This window comes from Pseudomonas sp. TH04 (assembly GCF_016651355.1).
In the GTDB taxonomy this organism is placed as follows: domain Bacteria; phylum Pseudomonadota; class Gammaproteobacteria; order Pseudomonadales; family Pseudomonadaceae; genus Aquipseudomonas; species Aquipseudomonas fluorescens.
Genome location: NZ_JAEKEA010000001.1, coordinates 1,573,244 through 1,588,555, shown reverse-complemented (window position 1 = coordinate 1,588,555; position 15,312 = coordinate 1,573,244). Strand labels below are relative to the sequence as shown.

12 protein-coding genes, 4 tRNA genes and 1 pseudogene are annotated in these 15,312 nt (G+C 60.5%); 9 read left to right on the top strand and 8 right to left on the bottom strand.

Going from position 1 to position 15,312, the window contains the following annotated elements; all coding sequences use genetic code 11:
* Positions 1–11: 11 nt before the first annotated feature.
* Both JFT85_RS06935 and JFT85_RS06930 read right to left on the bottom strand, forming a co-directional pair.
* Positions 12–1,046 carry a sensor histidine kinase gene (locus tag JFT85_RS06935; RefSeq protein WP_053255256.1) on the bottom strand — a complete coding sequence of 345 codons (1,035 nt, stop codon included), beginning with the start codon at positions 1,044–1,046 and terminating at the stop codon, positions 12–14.
* On the bottom strand, positions 1,046–1,810 hold the full coding sequence (locus JFT85_RS06930; RefSeq protein WP_053255257.1) for a response regulator: 765 nt from the start codon (positions 1,808–1,810) through the stop codon (positions 1,046–1,048). The genes JFT85_RS06935 and JFT85_RS06930 overlap by 1 nt, the downstream gene beginning before the upstream one ends.
* Positions 1,811–2,070: 260 nt before the next feature.
* Between JFT85_RS06930 and pyrF the strand changes: the two genes are divergently transcribed.
* Positions 2,071–2,769: an orotidine-5'-phosphate decarboxylase gene (pyrF, locus tag JFT85_RS06925; protein WP_053255258.1), complete on the top strand. Its 699-nt coding sequence runs from the start codon at positions 2,071–2,073 to the stop codon at positions 2,767–2,769.
* A gap of 136 nt (positions 2,770–2,905) precedes the next feature.
* Here the strand turns inward: pyrF and JFT85_RS06920 are convergent, their stop codons facing one another.
* Entirely contained in the window at positions 2,906–3,913 is a 1,008-nt protein-coding gene (locus JFT85_RS06920; protein ID WP_201229565.1) for an NADP-dependent oxidoreductase, read from the bottom strand.
* Between the two features lie 229 nt (positions 3,914–4,142).
* Here JFT85_RS06920 and JFT85_RS06915 point away from each other — a divergent pair, with 229 nt between their 5' ends.
* The 4 genes and pseudogenes from JFT85_RS06915 (at position 4,143) to JFT85_RS28675 (ending at position 8,600) form a co-directional block, all read left to right on the top strand.
* On the top strand, positions 4,143–4,904 hold the full coding sequence (locus tag JFT85_RS06915) for an SDR family oxidoreductase (RefSeq protein ID WP_187601621.1): 762 nt from the start codon (positions 4,143–4,145) through the stop codon (positions 4,902–4,904).
* A 201-nt stretch (positions 4,905–5,105) separates the two neighbouring features.
* Entirely contained in the window at positions 5,106–6,518 is a 1,413-nt protein-coding gene (locus JFT85_RS06910) for an aminotransferase-like domain-containing protein (protein ID WP_053255261.1), read from the top strand.
* A 114-nt stretch (positions 6,519–6,632) separates the two neighbouring features.
* A pseudogene (locus tag JFT85_RS28680) lies at positions 6,633–7,742 on the top strand (HAMP domain-containing protein); the annotation flags it as partial.
* Entirely contained in the window at positions 7,719–8,600 is an 882-nt protein-coding gene (locus tag JFT85_RS28675; RefSeq protein ID WP_392397278.1) for a methyl-accepting chemotaxis protein, read from the top strand. The pseudogene JFT85_RS28680 and the gene JFT85_RS28675, both read left to right, overlap by 24 nt.
* 39 nt (positions 8,601–8,639) lie before the next feature.
* Here JFT85_RS28675 and JFT85_RS06900 read toward each other — a convergent pair whose 3' ends face one another.
* Both JFT85_RS06900 and JFT85_RS06895 read right to left on the bottom strand, forming a co-directional pair.
* Positions 8,640–9,452 (bottom strand): alpha/beta fold hydrolase, encoded by an 813-nt coding sequence (locus JFT85_RS06900; RefSeq protein ID WP_069551631.1) that lies wholly within the window; start codon positions 9,450–9,452, stop codon positions 8,640–8,642.
* Between the two features lie 116 nt (positions 9,453–9,568).
* The gene (locus JFT85_RS06895; RefSeq protein WP_053255264.1) at positions 9,569–10,339 is read right to left on the bottom strand and encodes a hypothetical protein; all 771 of its coding nucleotides are present in this window, start codon (positions 10,337–10,339) and stop codon (positions 9,569–9,571) included.
* A 357-nt stretch (positions 10,340–10,696) separates the two neighbouring features.
* On the opposite strand from JFT85_RS06895, the gene JFT85_RS06890 reads away from it, so the two are divergent.
* The 4 genes from JFT85_RS06890 to JFT85_RS06875 all read left to right on the top strand — a co-directional run bounded on the left by JFT85_RS06890 (position 10,697) and on the right by JFT85_RS06875 (position 11,111).
* Positions 10,697–10,772, top strand: a tRNA-Glu gene (locus JFT85_RS06890).
* 3 nt (positions 10,773–10,775) lie between these two features.
* A tRNA-Gly gene (locus JFT85_RS06885) sits at positions 10,776–10,851 on the top strand.
* A 105-nt stretch (positions 10,852–10,956) separates the two neighbouring features.
* Positions 10,957–11,032 (top strand) — tRNA-Glu (locus JFT85_RS06880).
* A 3-nt stretch (positions 11,033–11,035) separates the two neighbouring features.
* A tRNA-Gly gene (locus tag JFT85_RS06875) sits at positions 11,036–11,111 on the top strand.
* Positions 11,112–11,368: 257 nt separating this feature from the next.
* Here JFT85_RS06875 and JFT85_RS06870 read toward each other — a convergent pair.
* The 3 genes from JFT85_RS06870 to JFT85_RS06860 all read right to left on the bottom strand — a co-directional run bounded on the left by JFT85_RS06870 (position 11,369) and on the right by JFT85_RS06860 (position 15,299).
* Positions 11,369–13,108: a dipeptidase gene (locus JFT85_RS06870; protein ID WP_187601618.1), complete on the bottom strand. Its 1,740-nt coding sequence runs from the start codon at positions 13,106–13,108 to the stop codon at positions 11,369–11,371.
* Positions 13,109–13,378: 270 nt separating this feature from the next.
* Positions 13,379–14,596 (bottom strand): phospholipase D-like domain-containing protein, encoded by a 1,218-nt coding sequence (locus JFT85_RS06865; protein ID WP_053255266.1) that lies wholly within the window; start codon positions 14,594–14,596, stop codon positions 13,379–13,381.
* A 55-nt stretch (positions 14,597–14,651) separates the two neighbouring features.
* Positions 14,652–15,299: a MotA/TolQ/ExbB proton channel family protein gene (locus JFT85_RS06860; RefSeq protein WP_053255267.1), complete on the bottom strand. Its 648-nt coding sequence runs from the start codon at positions 15,297–15,299 to the stop codon at positions 14,652–14,654.
* Between the last annotated feature and the right edge of the window lie 13 nt (positions 15,300–15,312).

Here is a 15,312-nt window from a genome sequence, read left to right as displayed (position 1 = left end):
CCGTGCCGCTCTTAAGCGCGGGGCAGCCACATCACGGCGGTCAAGCCGCCGCCGGGGGTTTCCTCCAGGTTCAGGCGGCCGCCCAGGCGCTCGACTGCGTCCTTGGCAATCGTCATGCCGAGGCCGACGCCGCCGGAGTTGCGGTTGCGTGAGCCTTCCAGGCGAAAGAACGGCTCGAACACGGCCTCACGTTTATCCGCTGCAATCCCGGGCCCGTGGTCAATGACACGAATGACCAGAGCTTCGCGGCTGTCGCTCAGTTCTATGCGCGCCGTACCGGCATAGCGCAATGCGTTGTCGATCAGGTTGTTAAGGCAGGAACGCAGGGCCATCGGCTGCACCTGCAATGGCACGCAGGTGCCGGAAAATTGCACGTCGGAACCCTGGTCCTGGGCGTTTTCACTCAGAGATTCCACCAACGCCTGTACGTCGAGCCAATGCCGGGTTTCGCTGGTGCGTTGTTCATGCAGGTAGCTCAGGGTGGCGTCGAGCATGCCGATCATGTCGTCCAGGTCCTGGCGCATCTGGCCTTGCAGCTTGGTGTCTTCGATCTGTTCCAGGCGCAGTTTGAGGCGTGACAGCGGGGTGCGCAGGTCATGGGAGACGGCGCCAAGCATGCGTGCGCGCTGGCTGACCTGTTCGCGGATGCGTTTTTGCATCAGGTTGAAGGTCGAGGCGGCCTGGCGCGCCTCACGGGGCCCGGACTCGTCCAGGGGTGGGCTGTCGAGGTCGAGGCTCAAGCGCTCGGCGGCGGCGCTCAGGCGCTGGATCGGCCGGCTCAACAGTTTGGCACCGTACCAGGCGGCGATGATCAGCGAGATAAACTGGAACGTCAGCGGCACCACCGGGCCACCAAACCAGGGGCGACGATGCCGGTGCAGGGGTTTCATCGTGCCGTCCGGCTGTTCGACGAAGGTTTCCTGAGGCGGTGGCGGTGGCGGGCCGTAGTGGTGAAACCAAAAGAATGCCAGCACATGGGCCAGCACAATGGCCACCAGCAATACACCGAACAGCCTTCCGAACAGCGTATTGAAGGTGGCGCGCATTAGCCGATGTCTCGGGCGTCGAACAGGTAGCCTTCGCCACGCACGGTCTTGATCAATTGCGGAGCTTTGGGGTCATCCCCCAGCTTTTGGCGCAGGCGCGAGACCAGCAAGTCGATGCTGCGGTCAAACGCTTCAATGGAGCGCCCCCGGGCAGCGTCCAGCAATTGTTCGCGGCTCAGCACGCGACGTGGGCGCTCGATAAACACCCACAACAGACGAAACTCGGCGTTGGACAGTGGCACGACCAACCCGTCGTCGGCCACCAGTTGGCGCAATACGCTATTCAGGCGCCAGTTGTCGAAGCGGATGTTGGCGCGCTGCTCGGTGCGGTCATCGCGTACTCGGCGCAGGATGGTCTGGATGCGTGCTACCAGTTCACGGGGTTCGAACGGTTTGGACATGTAGTCATCGGCGCCCAGTTCCAGGCCGATAATGCGGTCGGTGGGCTCACAACGGGCGGTGAGCATCAGGATCGGGATGTCCGATTCAGTGCGCAACCAGCGGCACAGCGACAGGCCGTCTTCACCCGGCAGCATCAGGTCGAGCACCACCACATCAAAGGTTTCGGCTTGCAGGGCCAGGCGCATGGCGGCACCGTCGGTCACGCCGACGGCGAAAATATTGAAGCGCGCCAGGTAATCGATCAGCAGCTCACGAATCGGAACATCGTCGTCGACGATCAGCGCGCGGGTATTCCAGCGCTTGTCTTCGGCGATCACCGCGCCTTTTTGCTCTTCATTTACAGAGACGGTAGGGGTATGCATAGTGCGATTATCTGCCTGGGTTGTTGCTGTCAGCATAGGCGCCCAGCTCCTGGGCTGTAAGTGCTGGACGGGCGGTCATGTGCGCGAGGCTAGAGGCGGCGCGTGTTGGGGGCATGTCGTGAATGTATCAGCTCTGACACAATTCGCCTGAATGGCGGCTGTAGCGTGGTTGAACAGTATTTACCGATCATCGGATCCCGCAACGGCGCTGCTTGCGCTACAATCCGCGCCGATTTCGACTTGCCTGAGAGCCCATTCCAATGTCCGTCTGCCAGACTCCTATCATCGTCGCCCTGGATTACCCCACTCGTGACGCCGCACTGAAGCTGGCTGACCAGTTGGACCCGAAGCTTTGCCGGGTCAAGGTCGGCAAGGAACTGTTCACCAGTTGCGCCGCGGAAATCGTCGGCACATTGCGTGACAAAGGCTTCGAAGTATTCCTCGATCTGAAATTCCATGACATCCCCAATACCACGGCCATGGCGGTCAAGGCCGCTGCCGAAATGGGCGTGTGGATGGTCAATGTGCACTGCTCCGGCGGCCTGCGCATGATGACCGCCTGCCGCGAAGTGCTGGAGCAGCGCAGCGGCCCTAAACCGCTGTTGATTGGTGTCACCGTGCTGACCAGCATGGAGCGCGAAGACCTGGCCGGTATCGGCCTGGATATCGAGCCTCAGGAGCAAGTATTGCGCTTGGCGGCCCTGGCGCAGAAAGCCGGCCTTGATGGTCTGGTGTGCTCGGCGCTGGAAGCCGAGGCATTGAAGACGGCTCACCCGTCGCTGCAACTGGTAACCCCGGGGATTCGTCCGGCGGGCAGTGCGCAGGATGACCAGCGTCGTATTCTGACGCCACGCCAGGCACTGGATGCAGGTTCTGACTACCTGGTGATCGGTCGCCCGATCAGCCAGGCGGCGGACCCGGCGAAGGCGCTGGCGGCAGTGGTTGCCGAAATCGCCTGACCGGTTTGCGGTCAACTGTGGGCGCCGGGCTTGCCTGCGATGCAGGCAGCTCGGTCCTACAGTGCTATTGAGTTGATGCTATTGCTGGCAAGCCAGCGTGCGCATCGACCTTGCCCAGACCCGGTTCCGGGGTCTGTCAGCTGACCTTCAACACCAGCTTCCCAAAGTTCTCGCCGTTGAACAGCTTCATCAACGTCTCCGGGAACGTTTCCAGCCCCTGGACAATATCTTCCTTGCTCTTGAGCTTGCCCTGCGCCATCCAGCCGGCCATTTCCTGCCCGGCCGCAGCAAAGTTCGCCGCATGGTCCATCACCACAAAGCCTTCCATGCGCGCGCGATTAACCAGCAACGACAAATAGTTGGCCGGGCCTTTCACGGCTTCTTTATTGTTGTACTGGCTGATCGCACCGCAGATCACCACCCGCGCCTTCAATGCCAGGCGGCTGAGCACGGCGTCGAGAATGTCGCCGCCGACGTTATCGAAATACACGTCCACGCCTTTGGGGCATTCGCGCTTGAGGGCGGCAGGCACATCTTCGTTTTTGTAGTCGATGGCGGCGTCGAAGCCCAGTTCATCCACCAGGAACTTGCACTTGTCGGCGCCACCGGCGATGCCCACCACGCGGCAGCCTTTGATCTTGGCAATTTGCCCGGCAATGCTGCCGACCGCACCGGCGGCGCCGGAAATCACCACCGTTTCGCCGGCCTTGGGGGCACCGGTATCGAGCAGGGCGAAGTAGGCGGTCATGCCGGTCATGCCGAGGGCTGACAGGTAGCGGGGCAGAGGGGCGAGTGTCGGGTCGACCTTATAGAAACCCCGTGGCTCGCCCAGGAAATAATCCTGTACGCCCAGCGCGCCATTCACATAGTCGCCGACTGAAAAGTTCGGATGGTTTGAAGCAATCACCTTGCCTACGCCCAGCGCCCGCATCACTTCACCAATGCCTACCGGCGGAATGTAGGATTTGCCCTCGTTCATCCAGCCACGCATGGCCGGGTCCAGGGACAGGTATTCGTTTTGCACCAGCACTTGCCCGTCTCCCGGCGTGCCGACTGGCACTTGCTGGTAGGTGAAGGTTTCCCGCGTGGCCGCGCCGACCGGGCGTTTGGCGAGCAGGAACTGGCGGTTGGTCTGGGCAGTCATGGCAAGAACTCTTCAAGAAGTGGATCTTGATTGATAGACCTTGAACGGCCTGGGGGCAAGGTTGTTAGAGGCGGGCGAATGCCTGCCGATAGGCGTGGATGATAGTGGTGCCTGCGGTCTTATCACTGCGATTCATGCAGCCCCAACCGGCCTTCTGATAGTGCTGACGCGCCCGCCGCGCCGTTGGCTAGACTCGGCTGACGGCTATTTCTTGCATAGGACATCCCCCATGAGCATGACGTTTTCCGGCCAGGTCGCCCTGGTGACCGGCGCCGCCGCCGGTATTGGCCGCGCTACCGCGCTGGCGTTCGCCGCAGAAGGCTTGAAGGTTGTGGTCGCCGACCTGGACGTGGCGGGCGGTGAGGGCACGGTTGCGTTGATCCAACAGTCAGGGGGCGAGGCGCTGTTCGTGCGCTGCAACGTCACCCTTGATGCGGACGTGCAGCAATTGATGGCGCAGACCGTCGCCGCTTATGGGCGCCTTGACTATGCCTTCAACAACGCCGGGATAGAGATCGAGAAGGGCAAGTTGGCCGACGGCACACTGGACGAGTTCGATGCAATCATGGGCGTCAACGTCAAGGGCGTGTGGTTGTGCATGAAGTATCAGCTGCCGTTGTTGCTGGCGCAGGGCGGCGGGGCGATCGTCAACACCGCATCAGTGGCGGGGTTGGGGGCGGCACCGAAGATGAGCATCTATGCCGCGTCCAAGCATGCCGTGATCGGCCTGACCAAGTCGGCAGCCATTGAGTACGCGAAGAAGAAAATTCGCGTGAACGCGGTGTGCCCTGCGGTGATCGACACCGACATGTTCCGCCGTGCCTATGAAGCCGACCCGCGCAAGGCAGACTTTGCCGCCGCCATGCACCCGGTCGGGCGCATTGGCAAAGTCGAGGAAATCGCCAGCGCCGTGCTGTACCTGTGCAGCGATGGGGCCGCGTTTACCACTGGCCAAGCGTTGGCGGTGGATGGCGGCGCGACGGCTATCTAGGACTCAACGTCACGCACTCTTCGAAAAGGCCAGGGACGCTGTGGGGCGTTTCCATGGCTGGCACAAGGCCTCGTCAGAATGTGTATCAGTAGGTAAATAAGTCAATAAAATCAATACTTTAATAAATGTTTGCGACCGGTTTTACCGGGCTTCTGTGCTTAACTGTTTGGGGTAATAACAGACAGTTGAAGTGAGTGGCTCATGGATTTAGGGATCGATCGACAAGCCCTTGTACCGGTGGTGCAGCAAATCGTCAGCGCGGTGGCGCAATGGATACGCCAGAGCGGCGCGAGCCCCGGCACGCGCCTGCCATCCATCCGGCAAGTGGCCCTCGATAACCTGCTCAGCCAGTCCAGCGTGGTCGAGGCATTCGAGCGAATGGTGGCCCAGGGGTTATTGGCCTCAAGGCATGGCTCGGGATTTGTGGTGGCCCAGCCGCCTGTTTCCCTTGAACGCCAGTGGTACGAGGGCGCGGAGCTGACGTGGGGCGCCTTCGTCGAAGGCCCGTTGGGCGAGTTGAAGCTGGGATGCGGCTGGTTGCCGGACGCGTGGCGCGAAAGCGACGACCTCTGTTATGCGCTACGTGAAATCAGCCGTACCGACACCGCCGGCCTCTTCAACTACAGCACGCCACTGGGGCTGCCGGCGTTGCGTGAGCAACTGCTCAAGCGCCTGACGCAGATAAAAGTCGCCACTCACCTCGATTGCATCCTGACGACCCACGGCGCCGGCCACGCCCAGGACCTGTTGATACGCACACTGCTCAAGGCCGGCGACACCGTGGTGGTCGAGACGCCGGGCTATGCCAACCTCTATCGGCAGTTGGAGCGCCACGGCGTTACGTTGCTGGAAGTCCCGCGCACCGTGGGTGGCCCGGATATTCCGGTGCTCGAAACGCTGCTGCAACGCCATCGCCCGCGGTGCCTGTTCATCAATTGCCTGTACCACAACCCCACCGGTACCAGCCTGTGCCGTGCGATAGCCGAGCGGCTGCTGCAACTGGCGCGTAGCGAAGACTTCCTGATCATTGAAGAGGACGTCTACGGCGACTTGCAGCACGCCAGTTGCACGCGCCTGTCGGCGTTACCCCACGATGGCCGGGTGATCTATGTCTCGAGTTTTTCCAAGACCCTCAGCAGTGCGTTGCGCGTGGGTTACGTCAGTGCCGGCGCGGCGATCATTGCGCAAATGGCCAGCCTCAAGACGCTGACCGGCATCGGCACCTCGCGTTTTGCCGAAGCGGTGGTCGCCACGCTGCTGACCAATGGCACCTACCGCAAGTGGGTGCAGCGCCTGCGCAAGCGCTTGAACACGCAAATGGCCGCGACCCTGCAGGTGCTGGAGGATGAAGAGTGGGAAGTGTTTGCTGTGCCCGCCGGCGGTATGTTTGTGTGGGCGCGGCCTGGCATAGGCGATCGCTCACGGTTGCAGGCCTGTGCCCGGCGACTCGGCGTGTTGTTGTCGCCCGGCGCGCTATTTAACCCAAAAGGTGAAGCCAGTGACTGGCTGCGCATCAATGTGGCCTATGCTGATGATCAGCGCGCGCTGGCGTTGTTCCGCGCCATGGGGCCTGCAGGATCGACCTCGACCATTCTGAAAACGACGAGCATGTAGCTTTTTGCCATTATTGTGGCGCCAACGTCTTGTGCCGGTGGCTCGTCGTTGCGAATCTCCCAGCATGGAAACCAGGCTTGATGGCATTTGCCATTCCAAGAGGATTCAAGTGCAATGATTTCGGCCGTGCAACGACGTTTTGCCAACCTCGGTATGGCGAAAAAACTGGGCTTGGGCTTCGCTCTGGTGCTGCTGTTGACTGCACTGGTGGCGGCCATTGGCGTGTGGTCCCTGCAAACCGTGGGGCAACGTTTTGAAGGCCTCAAGGCGATGTCTTCGCTCAACAGTGGCTTGCTCAAGGTGCGCTTGATCGAGCAGGACTACGCGCTGCACGCTGACCCCAAGGCTGTCGATGCCCTGCATGAAAGCGTCGATGCCCTGGCGGCCATGGCGGCCACGCTAAAGGCGCAGTCCGCCGCCAACGTGCCGGCGATGAGCGATGTTGAGCAGGCATTGGCCGCTTATCGCAAGGCGTTCGACGAATTTGTCGAGTTGACCCAGACCAAGGACCTGGCCTTGGAGATGGCCAGTTGGTCGGTGTCCAGTGTGGCCAATAACCTTGACGTGCTGCAGGCCGGTTTGGCCGATGATGGGGCCTATGGCCTCAAGGAAAGCCAGGGTAAGGACGGCGCCGAGTTTATCGCACAGGCTGGGCAAGTCAGCCAGGTGTCGCGGTTGATGCTGCAAGCCATGAATGAAGCGCGGGTGCGCCTGGATCAGAGCCGCAAGGCGGATGCCGACAACGCTGAGCAGGGCAAGATCGAGCAGGCCGACGAGGCCCTGGCTCAGGTCGAACAGTTGAAAACGGCGGTCAAGGATCCGGGTTACCAGACCGTGCTCAACGAAGTGTCCGGGCATATTGCCGCGTTCAGCGAAAAACTCGGCGAGTACACCGGGCTGCTGGCCCAGGAAAAAGTCGTCTACAAGCAGTTGCATGACCGCGCCGATCAGGTGGTCAGCCGGGTCAACCAGGCCTACGACGCCGAAGACCAGTCGATGCAGGCACAGTTGAAAAAAAGCGCGGTGCTGATCATCGGTTCCTCGGCCTTGGCCTTGCTGGTGGGGTTGATTGCCGCATGGGTGATTACCCGGTTGATCGTCGCGCCCCTGCGCAGTGTGATCGCCGTGGCCCGGCAGATTGCCGCCGGGGACCTGAGTGGGCGCATGGAAGTCAGCCGTCGTGATGAGATCGGCCAGTTGATGCAGGCGATGCAGCAGATGGGTAACGGCCTGAGCCAAATGGTCAGCGGGTTGCAGGCGGGGATCGAGCAATTGGCCAGCTCGGCGCATTCACTCTCCAGCGTCACCGAACAAACCAATGTTGAAGTCAGCAGCCAGAAGGAAGAGACCGAACAGGTCGCCACGGCGATGAACCAGATGACAGCCACGGTGCATGACGTGGCGCGCAATGCCGAAGAGGCTGCGCAAGCCGCGCAGACTGCCGATGACAAGGTTGAAAGCGGTCAGCAGGTGGTGCGCCAGAGCCTGCAGCGCATTGAATTGCTGGCAACGTCGAGCACCAGTGCCAGCGCCAGTATCGAGAGCCTGAGTGCGGAAATCCACCACATCGGCACCGTCTTGGGCGTGATCAAAAGCGTGGCCGAGCAGACCAACCTGCTGGCGCTCAACGCCGCCATTGAGGCCGCCCGCGCAGGCGAGCAAGGCCGCGGCTTTGCGGTGGTGGCTGATGAGGTGAGGGCGCTGGCCAAGCGTACTCAGCAATCGACCGAGGAGATCGAGCGGCTGGTCAGCACTTTGCGCAGTGCGGCGCAGTCATCGGTGCAGCAGATCCAGCAGAGTGGCGAATTGGTCAAGTTGGCGGTCAGTGATGCCCTGGAAACCGAAAGTGCGTTGGGCAGCATCGCTGTGGCGGTGTCATTGATTCAGCAAATGAACCAGCAAATTGCAGCGGCGGCCGAAGAACAAAGCTCGGTGGCTGAGGAGATCAATCGCAGCGTCACCAGTATTCGCGCGAGCGCCGATCAATCGGCGCTGAGCATGCAAGGTAATGCCGCGTCGAGCATTCAGCTCGCGCAGTTGGGGGCTGAGCTCAAGGGCATGGTGGGGCACTTCCGCCTTTGATCGTGCCGTGTTGGCCGCGATCAAAGGGCGCAAGGGCGATCAGGCGTTGTTGGCGAGGAAGGTCAGCAGCGCTTCGTTGACGAAGTCCGGGTTTTCCCGAGCGCAGATATGCCCGGCCTCTGGAATCAGGATCAGGCTGCAACCGATCAGCTCGGCCATTTCCTGGGACTCGGCGGGTGGCCGAGGCTTGTCCTGTTCGCCGCACATCACCAGGGTCGTCTCAGCGTTCAGGTGTGGCAGTTGATCCAGCACGTCGGCACGGCTGAAGATCAGGCGCCCCAGGGGCACGATGCTCTGCAGCAGGCGTTCTTTGGAAAACGCTTGCAGGGCCTTGCGGAAATCCTGATACAGCGCCGACTCACGATCGATACCCGGGCGGAAGAAGATCGGTGCGACCACATCCAGCAACGGTTCGGGGATGGCGCCAGCGTCTTCGATCATCTTGAACAGCGAGAAATAATACTGACGCGTGGTCTCGGGCTCGGCGCCCAGGTAGGTGTCCATCAGTATCAGGCTGTTGATGCGCTCAGGTGCCCGCAATGCCAGGCGTGCGCCCCACATGCCACCGACCGACAGGCCCACCAGGTTGACCTGAGCAATGTCCAGTTGGTCCAGCAGGGCCAGGGCCTGGCGCGCCAGGTCATCTAGAGAGTGGGTCTGGGCCGGTAGCGGGCCTGACTCACCGTGGCCCCACAACTCGGGGACGATGACGCGGTATTGTTGCGACAAGGCGTCAATCTGCGGTGCCCACATGTCGCGGTCCCACAGGTAGCTCGAACCAAGGAGGACGACGGGGCCGGTGCCCTGGTCGACATAGTGCAGCGGTTGTCCATCAATCACGGCAACAGGCATAGCAGGCCTCTAACTTCACGGAGTGAGGGGCACTTTTTTACGCTAGTCGGGGGCGGGGGGATAGGTGCAAAGTGATGGCATGTGCCGAGTAACTCGCCACATGCCAGGCAGGACGATCAATCGTAGATGGCTTTCTTTTTCCACTCCGCGTCGGCATCGACTACTTTCAGGCCTTCCGTCAACTCGTTGACTTCATCCTCGGCGGGCGCGCTGTTGGTCAGCACCGTAGAGTTGGCGCGGGCCAGTTGACTCTCGAGCAATTGCAACTGCGCGCTATAGAGCACCGGCTCCGGCTGTTTGCGCAAGTACTGTACGCCACGCTCGAACGCCAGGCGTGCCTGGCCGGGCTGGCCTTGTTGCAGGGCATGCTGGCCGAGGTTGTTGAAGAACTCGATGTGCAGCAGCACAAGAATATGGCGAATTTCCTTGATCCAGTACTTCGCCTCGTTGGTCGGCAGGAAACCGTCCTGGGCGGCGCGAGTGACTTGACCATGCAAGGCTTCCAACAGGAAACGCACGTCCTTGGCCTTGGCTTCGGTCTGGATCGGCGCCGGCGGGTTGGTCACCGGAATGGATTCGCCCTGGCCGATCAGCGCGTTCAACTCAGTGATACGCGCTTTAAGCGGCGCGCTGGACTTATTGAGGTTCAACAGACGCTGGTTGACGTTGAGCTCCAGGCGGGTCAGCAACAGCTTGAGCTTCGGGGTCATCAACTGGCCGGGGAAGGTCTCGGTGATTTCACCGCAACGACGCAGCCGGTCGTTGAGTTCGATCTCGGTGCGTTTCTTTTCCAGTTTGTTGTTTTCCACCACGTGGTTCATGTAGCCAATGGCGATCAGTATTGCGATCCCGGCTACTACCAGCAGGGTGATCATGAGTGGTGTCACCGGTGTGACCTCTTTATGGGGTTTACTGTGGAGTGTAGTGACTGGACCATCCGGCGGATAGGACTGTTCGACCAGTTGCCAGGTAGTTTCTTCTATATAGGCAAAGGCGCGCTGTATAGATGCACATTGCCATCATTTGCTGGGGCGAACTATAGCGCCTTGTCGGGCGCCAGAATATAGGCGTCAAAGCCCGGACGGGCAGATTGCCCGCAAAGCCCTGGAAAGCAGGGCGAAGTCATTGATTTAAATAAATTTATCCTTGGGGGTTGACGACCTTTCAATCCATCCATAGAATGCGCGCCACTTACAGCGTAAAGCACACAGCGAAACGCGGTAGGGAGTGAATGTTGTACGTGTGTCCCCTTCGTCTAGTGGCCTAGGACACCGCCCTTTCACGGCGGTAACAGGGGTTCGAGTCCCCTAGGGGACGCCATATGCGGGAATAGCTCAGTTGGTAGAGCACGACCTTGCCAAGGTCGGGGTCGCGAGTTCGAGTCTCGTTTCCCGCTCCAATTTACAAGCAGTGTGGCTTTCGGGCGGCACTGAGTGAAACCAGGACCAAGTCTTCGGATGAGGCCTCTGGGCACTGAAATACACACCATGTGTTTCAGTAGCGTGTCCCCTTCGTCTAGTGGCCTAGGACACCGCCCTTTCACGGCGGTAACAGGGGTTCGAGTCCCCTAGGGGACGCCATTTGCGGGAATAGCTCAGTTGGTAGAGCACGACCTTGCCAAGGTCGGGGTCGCGAGTTCGAGTCTCGTTTCCCGCTCCATATTTAACGAAAACGCCGATCAGTGATGATCGGCGTTTTTGTGTGTGCTGAATTTTATCCTCGCACACCTACTTCGCTTCACCCAAGGGTTGGGTGAGCATCAAGAATTGATCCCGCCCGACGCTGACCACTGCATCGTGGCATCGCAGTGCTGAACCCTGCCTGCAATGCGCTCACTGGCAGGGCTCTTTAACAACAACGCCGATCAGCGATGATCGGCGTTGTTGTGATGACGGCGACAGCAGGTGCTATGCCAGTCAGAGCTTCGGCAATTGCCCGACACGTCCCATCATTTCAGTGACAATCTGCAAGTCCAGCAGGAACTGGTCGACTGTCTTGAATTCACCGTCAGTATGCCCGGTGTATTTGACCTCCGGCCGCGCCAGACCGAATTGCACGCCATTGGGCAGTTCATGCACGGAGGTGGCGCCGGCCGACGTGCCGAACGTGTGTTCCATGCCCAGGTTTTCGCTGGCCACGGCCAACAAGGCCTTCACCCATTCCCCTTCAGGGTTTCGGTACATCGGCTCGGCGACCGAGTAGGTAAAGCTCACGGCTACTTTGGTTTGCTTGTCCCAGGCGCTGAGTTTGTCGGCAATTTCTGCCTTGAGCACTGCCGGGGATTTGCCCTTTGGTACGCGCAGGTTCACCGCCAGCTTGAAGGCTTTGTCATCCAGACCGACAAAGGTCAGCGAGGTGGTCAGCGGCCCCATGAACGCATCGGAGAAGCCAACGCCCAGTTTGCCACCCAGGTAATCCAGGCCCCAGTTGTCAGCGGCGTAACGTGCGGCGTCGGTGATGTGGTTGTGCTTGAGAGCAATTTTGCCGTCGATGCTGTGGATCAGTTCCAACATGCGCGCGACCGGGTTGACGCCCGATTGTGGTTCGGACGAGTGAGCGGACACGCCGGTGACCGTCAGTTTGACCTGCTTGCCGTCGACCTTGGCGTTGACCTCAAAGTCGCCGCCATTGCGCTTGGCGTATTCCGAGCCGGCTTTTTGCAGGCTGGCGGCAAGTTCTGCGGGCGTGTCGCTTACCAGGGTGGCCACCGACACCGAAGGAATCTGGTTGGTGGCCATGCCGCCGGTCATCGCGATGATTTCCGCGCCGTGGCCTTCACCTTTGCGCACCGGGAACGTCGCCATGACCGTACCGTAGCCTTTCTCGGCAATCACCACCGGGTAGCCGCCGTCCAGCGCCAGGTTGTATTGCGGCGTCGGGTTATGTTCGAAGTAGTAAGGAATCGCGTCGCCGGAGGTTTCCTCGGTGGTGTCCACCAGCAGCTTGAAGTTGCGCGCCAGCGGCAGCTTCTCTTCCTTGATGACCTTCATGGCATACATGGCCACTACGATGCCGTTTTTGTCATCCTCAGTGCCACGGCCATACATGCGATCGCCGATCAGCGTGACCTTGAACGGGTCGAGTTTGGTGCCGTCCTTGAGCACCCAGTTTTCCGGCGTGACCGGCACCACATCAGCGTGGGCGTGAATGCCGACCACTTCATCGCCGCTGCCTTCCAGGGAGATTTCGTACACGCGGTTATCGATGTTACGGAAATTCAGGTTGAAGGCCTTGGCCAGGCTCTGAATCTTGTCGGCGATCTTGAGGAATTCCGGGTTCTTGTACTGCGGCAGGCCGTCGACATTAAAGGTCGGGATTTCCACCAGCTCGCGCAGGGTTTCGAGGGCGGCTTTGCCGTACTTCACGCGCGTATAAATACCCAGCAGGCGGTTGATTTCATTTTGCTGGTCGGCGGTCAGGGTTTTATTGGCCAGGAAGGCATTGATGGCTGGCCCGACGTCATCGGTTTTCGCCAGGTCGCCCTTGGCCAGGGTGCCGAGGAAACCACGAAAATCGCTGACAGATGTTTCGTTGAAGTGCTTGATGATCGCCGCGCTTTGTTCGGCGCTGATGTTGGCGGAAGCCGGTGTGGCGACGGCCGAAAGGCTGGCGGCGAACAGCGTGGCGGCAACCAGTTTTTTAAGGGGAAAGTGCATTGCTGGAGGCATTCCTTTGCAGGTAGTAAGTAAGGTGTTTCTGATCAAACTGTCAGAAACATTTCCACACACTACCATCACCAAGCACGGGAGAGGGAGACCTTGGCGTGGGAAATGTCGTACTTAAATGCCAGCTATATACAGATCCAAATGTGCGCGCGGGCGTGCTCGCGAAGGCGGTGTGTCAGTCGAAGCCGGCGTTGACGGGTGCATCGCTATCACGGGCAAGCCCGCGCCCCCAGGGGGGCGGGGGTTGAAGCACGTTTCACATCAGGGTTTGCCAGGATGAGGCTCGGGATACTGCGCCGCTACGTCCAATGGCTTGGCATAGGGCCCGTCCCACAACTGTTCATGCAGCTCTGCGACACGCTTGGCCATCGCCGGGTCGTGCATCACCACTTCCAGGTTGCGCGAGTTATCCAGATACCCGCCCAGCCAGTTGCTGGTGCCGACCCAGGCGACTTGCCCGTCGATCGCCATCGTCTTGCTGTGGATCACCCGCGCATAAGGGATAAACCCTTGCCTGGCCTCGGGCAGGGTGACGATTTTGATCTCTACGTTGGGCAGCACGGCCAGGCTTTTGAGGTAGGGCAGCTCCAACGTGTCGGTGTTCCAGTTGGACACCATCAGCTTGATCGACACCCCACGCGCTGCCGCAGCACGCACGGCGTTGTCGATCACCGCGTAGTACGGACGGGTCCTGTCCGGTCCGTAGGACAGTGGCGCGTAGTCGAGCAATTGCACACGCACTTCGTGCTTGGCTTCGCTGAGCAGGCGCGGCAGTTCCAGCTGTGAGTCGCCCACGCCCGGCGGGTTGTAGCGTTGCGGGCTGGCCACCAGGTAGTTGCCGGTGCGCGCCGGTGCCTGGCTTGCGGCAGGCAGTGGCACCGGTTGTTTATCCGCAAGGGCGGCCTGGGCTTGCCAGTCCTGGTTGAAGATCGCCTGAACCTGGCTGACCACGCTGGCATCGCTGATGCGCAGCCCGGTCTCGTGGATATGTTCCAGCGAACGCCAATCGAAATTCTGGCTGCCGACAAACGCCTGCTTGCCATCCACCACCATGTATTTGGCGTGGATGATCCCACCGCTCAGTTGCGCGTACGACAGCACGCGGAAGGTCAGGTTGGGGATCGCCCGCAAGCGTTCCAGGGTGGAGGCTTCCGACAGCCGAATGCCTTTTTCTTCGAGCAAGAAGCGAATTTTCACCCCGCGTTTGCCGGCAGCTTCCAGGTGTTCGATGACCTTGTCCATCACTGAGCCGGGATGGTCGGCCGCGTAGAACTGGGCGATATCAAGGGTGCTTTTCGCACCGTCAAACAACTCGATCCACACCGGGCCAGGCTGGCGCAAATCGGCGGTGCCCAACGCGGTGTCCACCGGTACGGTGTGCACCAGTTCAAACCCTGGAATCGAAAAGTCCGCTTGGGCAAGCGGACTGAGGAATAGGCCGGCGAGGCCTGCGATACGCAACTTCATCGATAGGGACATAGGTGTCTCGACAGGCAAAAAGAAGGGCGGGCGCCTGCTGCGCCCGCCCAGCAGGTCATGCAGTGCGGGTGTGCAACGGGGTCGGCACCAGGTGCGGCACTTCACCCTGTACACGGGCCCCGGTGGCGGCGCGGATCAGCAGGATTTTCAGCTGATCGTTGATGCGCTCCAGGCTGTCCTGGAAGAAGTTGTGGAACACCACGCAGAACAGTGCGATGGCGATACCCAAACCCGTGGCGAACAAGGCCGTGCCGATGCCACCGGAAATCTGGCCTGGGTCGGACACGCCGGCACTGGCCAGCGCCTTGAAGGTGTCGATGATGCCAAGGATGGTGCCCAACAGGCCCAGCAACGGCGCGGCGGTGGTGATGGTTTCGATGATCCACAGGCTGCGCGACAGCGGTGCGCGGGTCTTCAGGTACTGGGTTTCGATTTCGTCATCCAGGTCTTTGCGCGAACCATGGGACGCCTTCTGTGCCAGGATCGGCAGCACCATGTTCAGCGGCAGGCTGTCACGGCGGGTCAGCGCTTGCGGCAGGTCGCGCTCGCTGTGCACGTTGGCGCCCAGCACGTCGGTCAAGGCCCGCGCCTGGCGGCGTACGTAGGCGAAGTAAATGCCACGTTCGATGGTGATAAAGATCGCAATCGCCATCGCGGCATACATCACATAAAAGGTGATTTGGTGAAGCAGGTCCATGTCCATGAGTGTTTTCCTC

Coding starts and splice junctions, on each gene's coding strand:
- JFT85_RS06910 (WP_053255261.1), top strand. CDS start 5,106: ATGGATTTAGGGATCGATCGACAAGCCCTTGTACCGGTGGTGCAGCAA.
- JFT85_RS06930 (WP_053255257.1), bottom strand. CDS start 1,810: ATGCATACCCCTACCGTCTCTGTAAATGAAGAGCAAAAAGGCGCGGTG.
- JFT85_RS06920 (WP_201229565.1), bottom strand. CDS start 3,913: ATGACTGCCCAGACCAACCGCCAGTTCCTGCTCGCCAAACGCCCGGTC.
- pyrF (WP_053255258.1), top strand. CDS start 2,071: ATGTCCGTCTGCCAGACTCCTATCATCGTCGCCCTGGATTACCCCACT.
- JFT85_RS06860 (WP_053255267.1), bottom strand. CDS start 15,299: ATGGACATGGACCTGCTTCACCAAATCACCTTTTATGTGATGTATGCC.
- JFT85_RS06870 (WP_187601618.1), bottom strand. CDS start 13,108: ATGCACTTTCCCCTTAAAAAACTGGTTGCCGCCACGCTGTTCGCCGCC.
- JFT85_RS06900 (WP_069551631.1), bottom strand. CDS start 9,452: ATGCCTGTTGCCGTGATTGATGGACAACCGCTGCACTATGTCGACCAG.
- JFT85_RS06935 (WP_053255256.1), bottom strand. CDS start 1,046: ATGCGCGCCACCTTCAATACGCTGTTCGGAAGGCTGTTCGGTGTATTG.
- JFT85_RS28675 (WP_392397278.1), top strand. CDS start 7,719: ATGCAGGCGATGCAGCAGATGGGTAACGGCCTGAGCCAAATGGTCAGC.
- JFT85_RS06915 (WP_187601621.1), top strand. CDS start 4,143: ATGAGCATGACGTTTTCCGGCCAGGTCGCCCTGGTGACCGGCGCCGCC.
- JFT85_RS06865 (WP_053255266.1), bottom strand. CDS start 14,596: ATGTCCCTATCGATGAAGTTGCGTATCGCAGGCCTCGCCGGCCTATTC.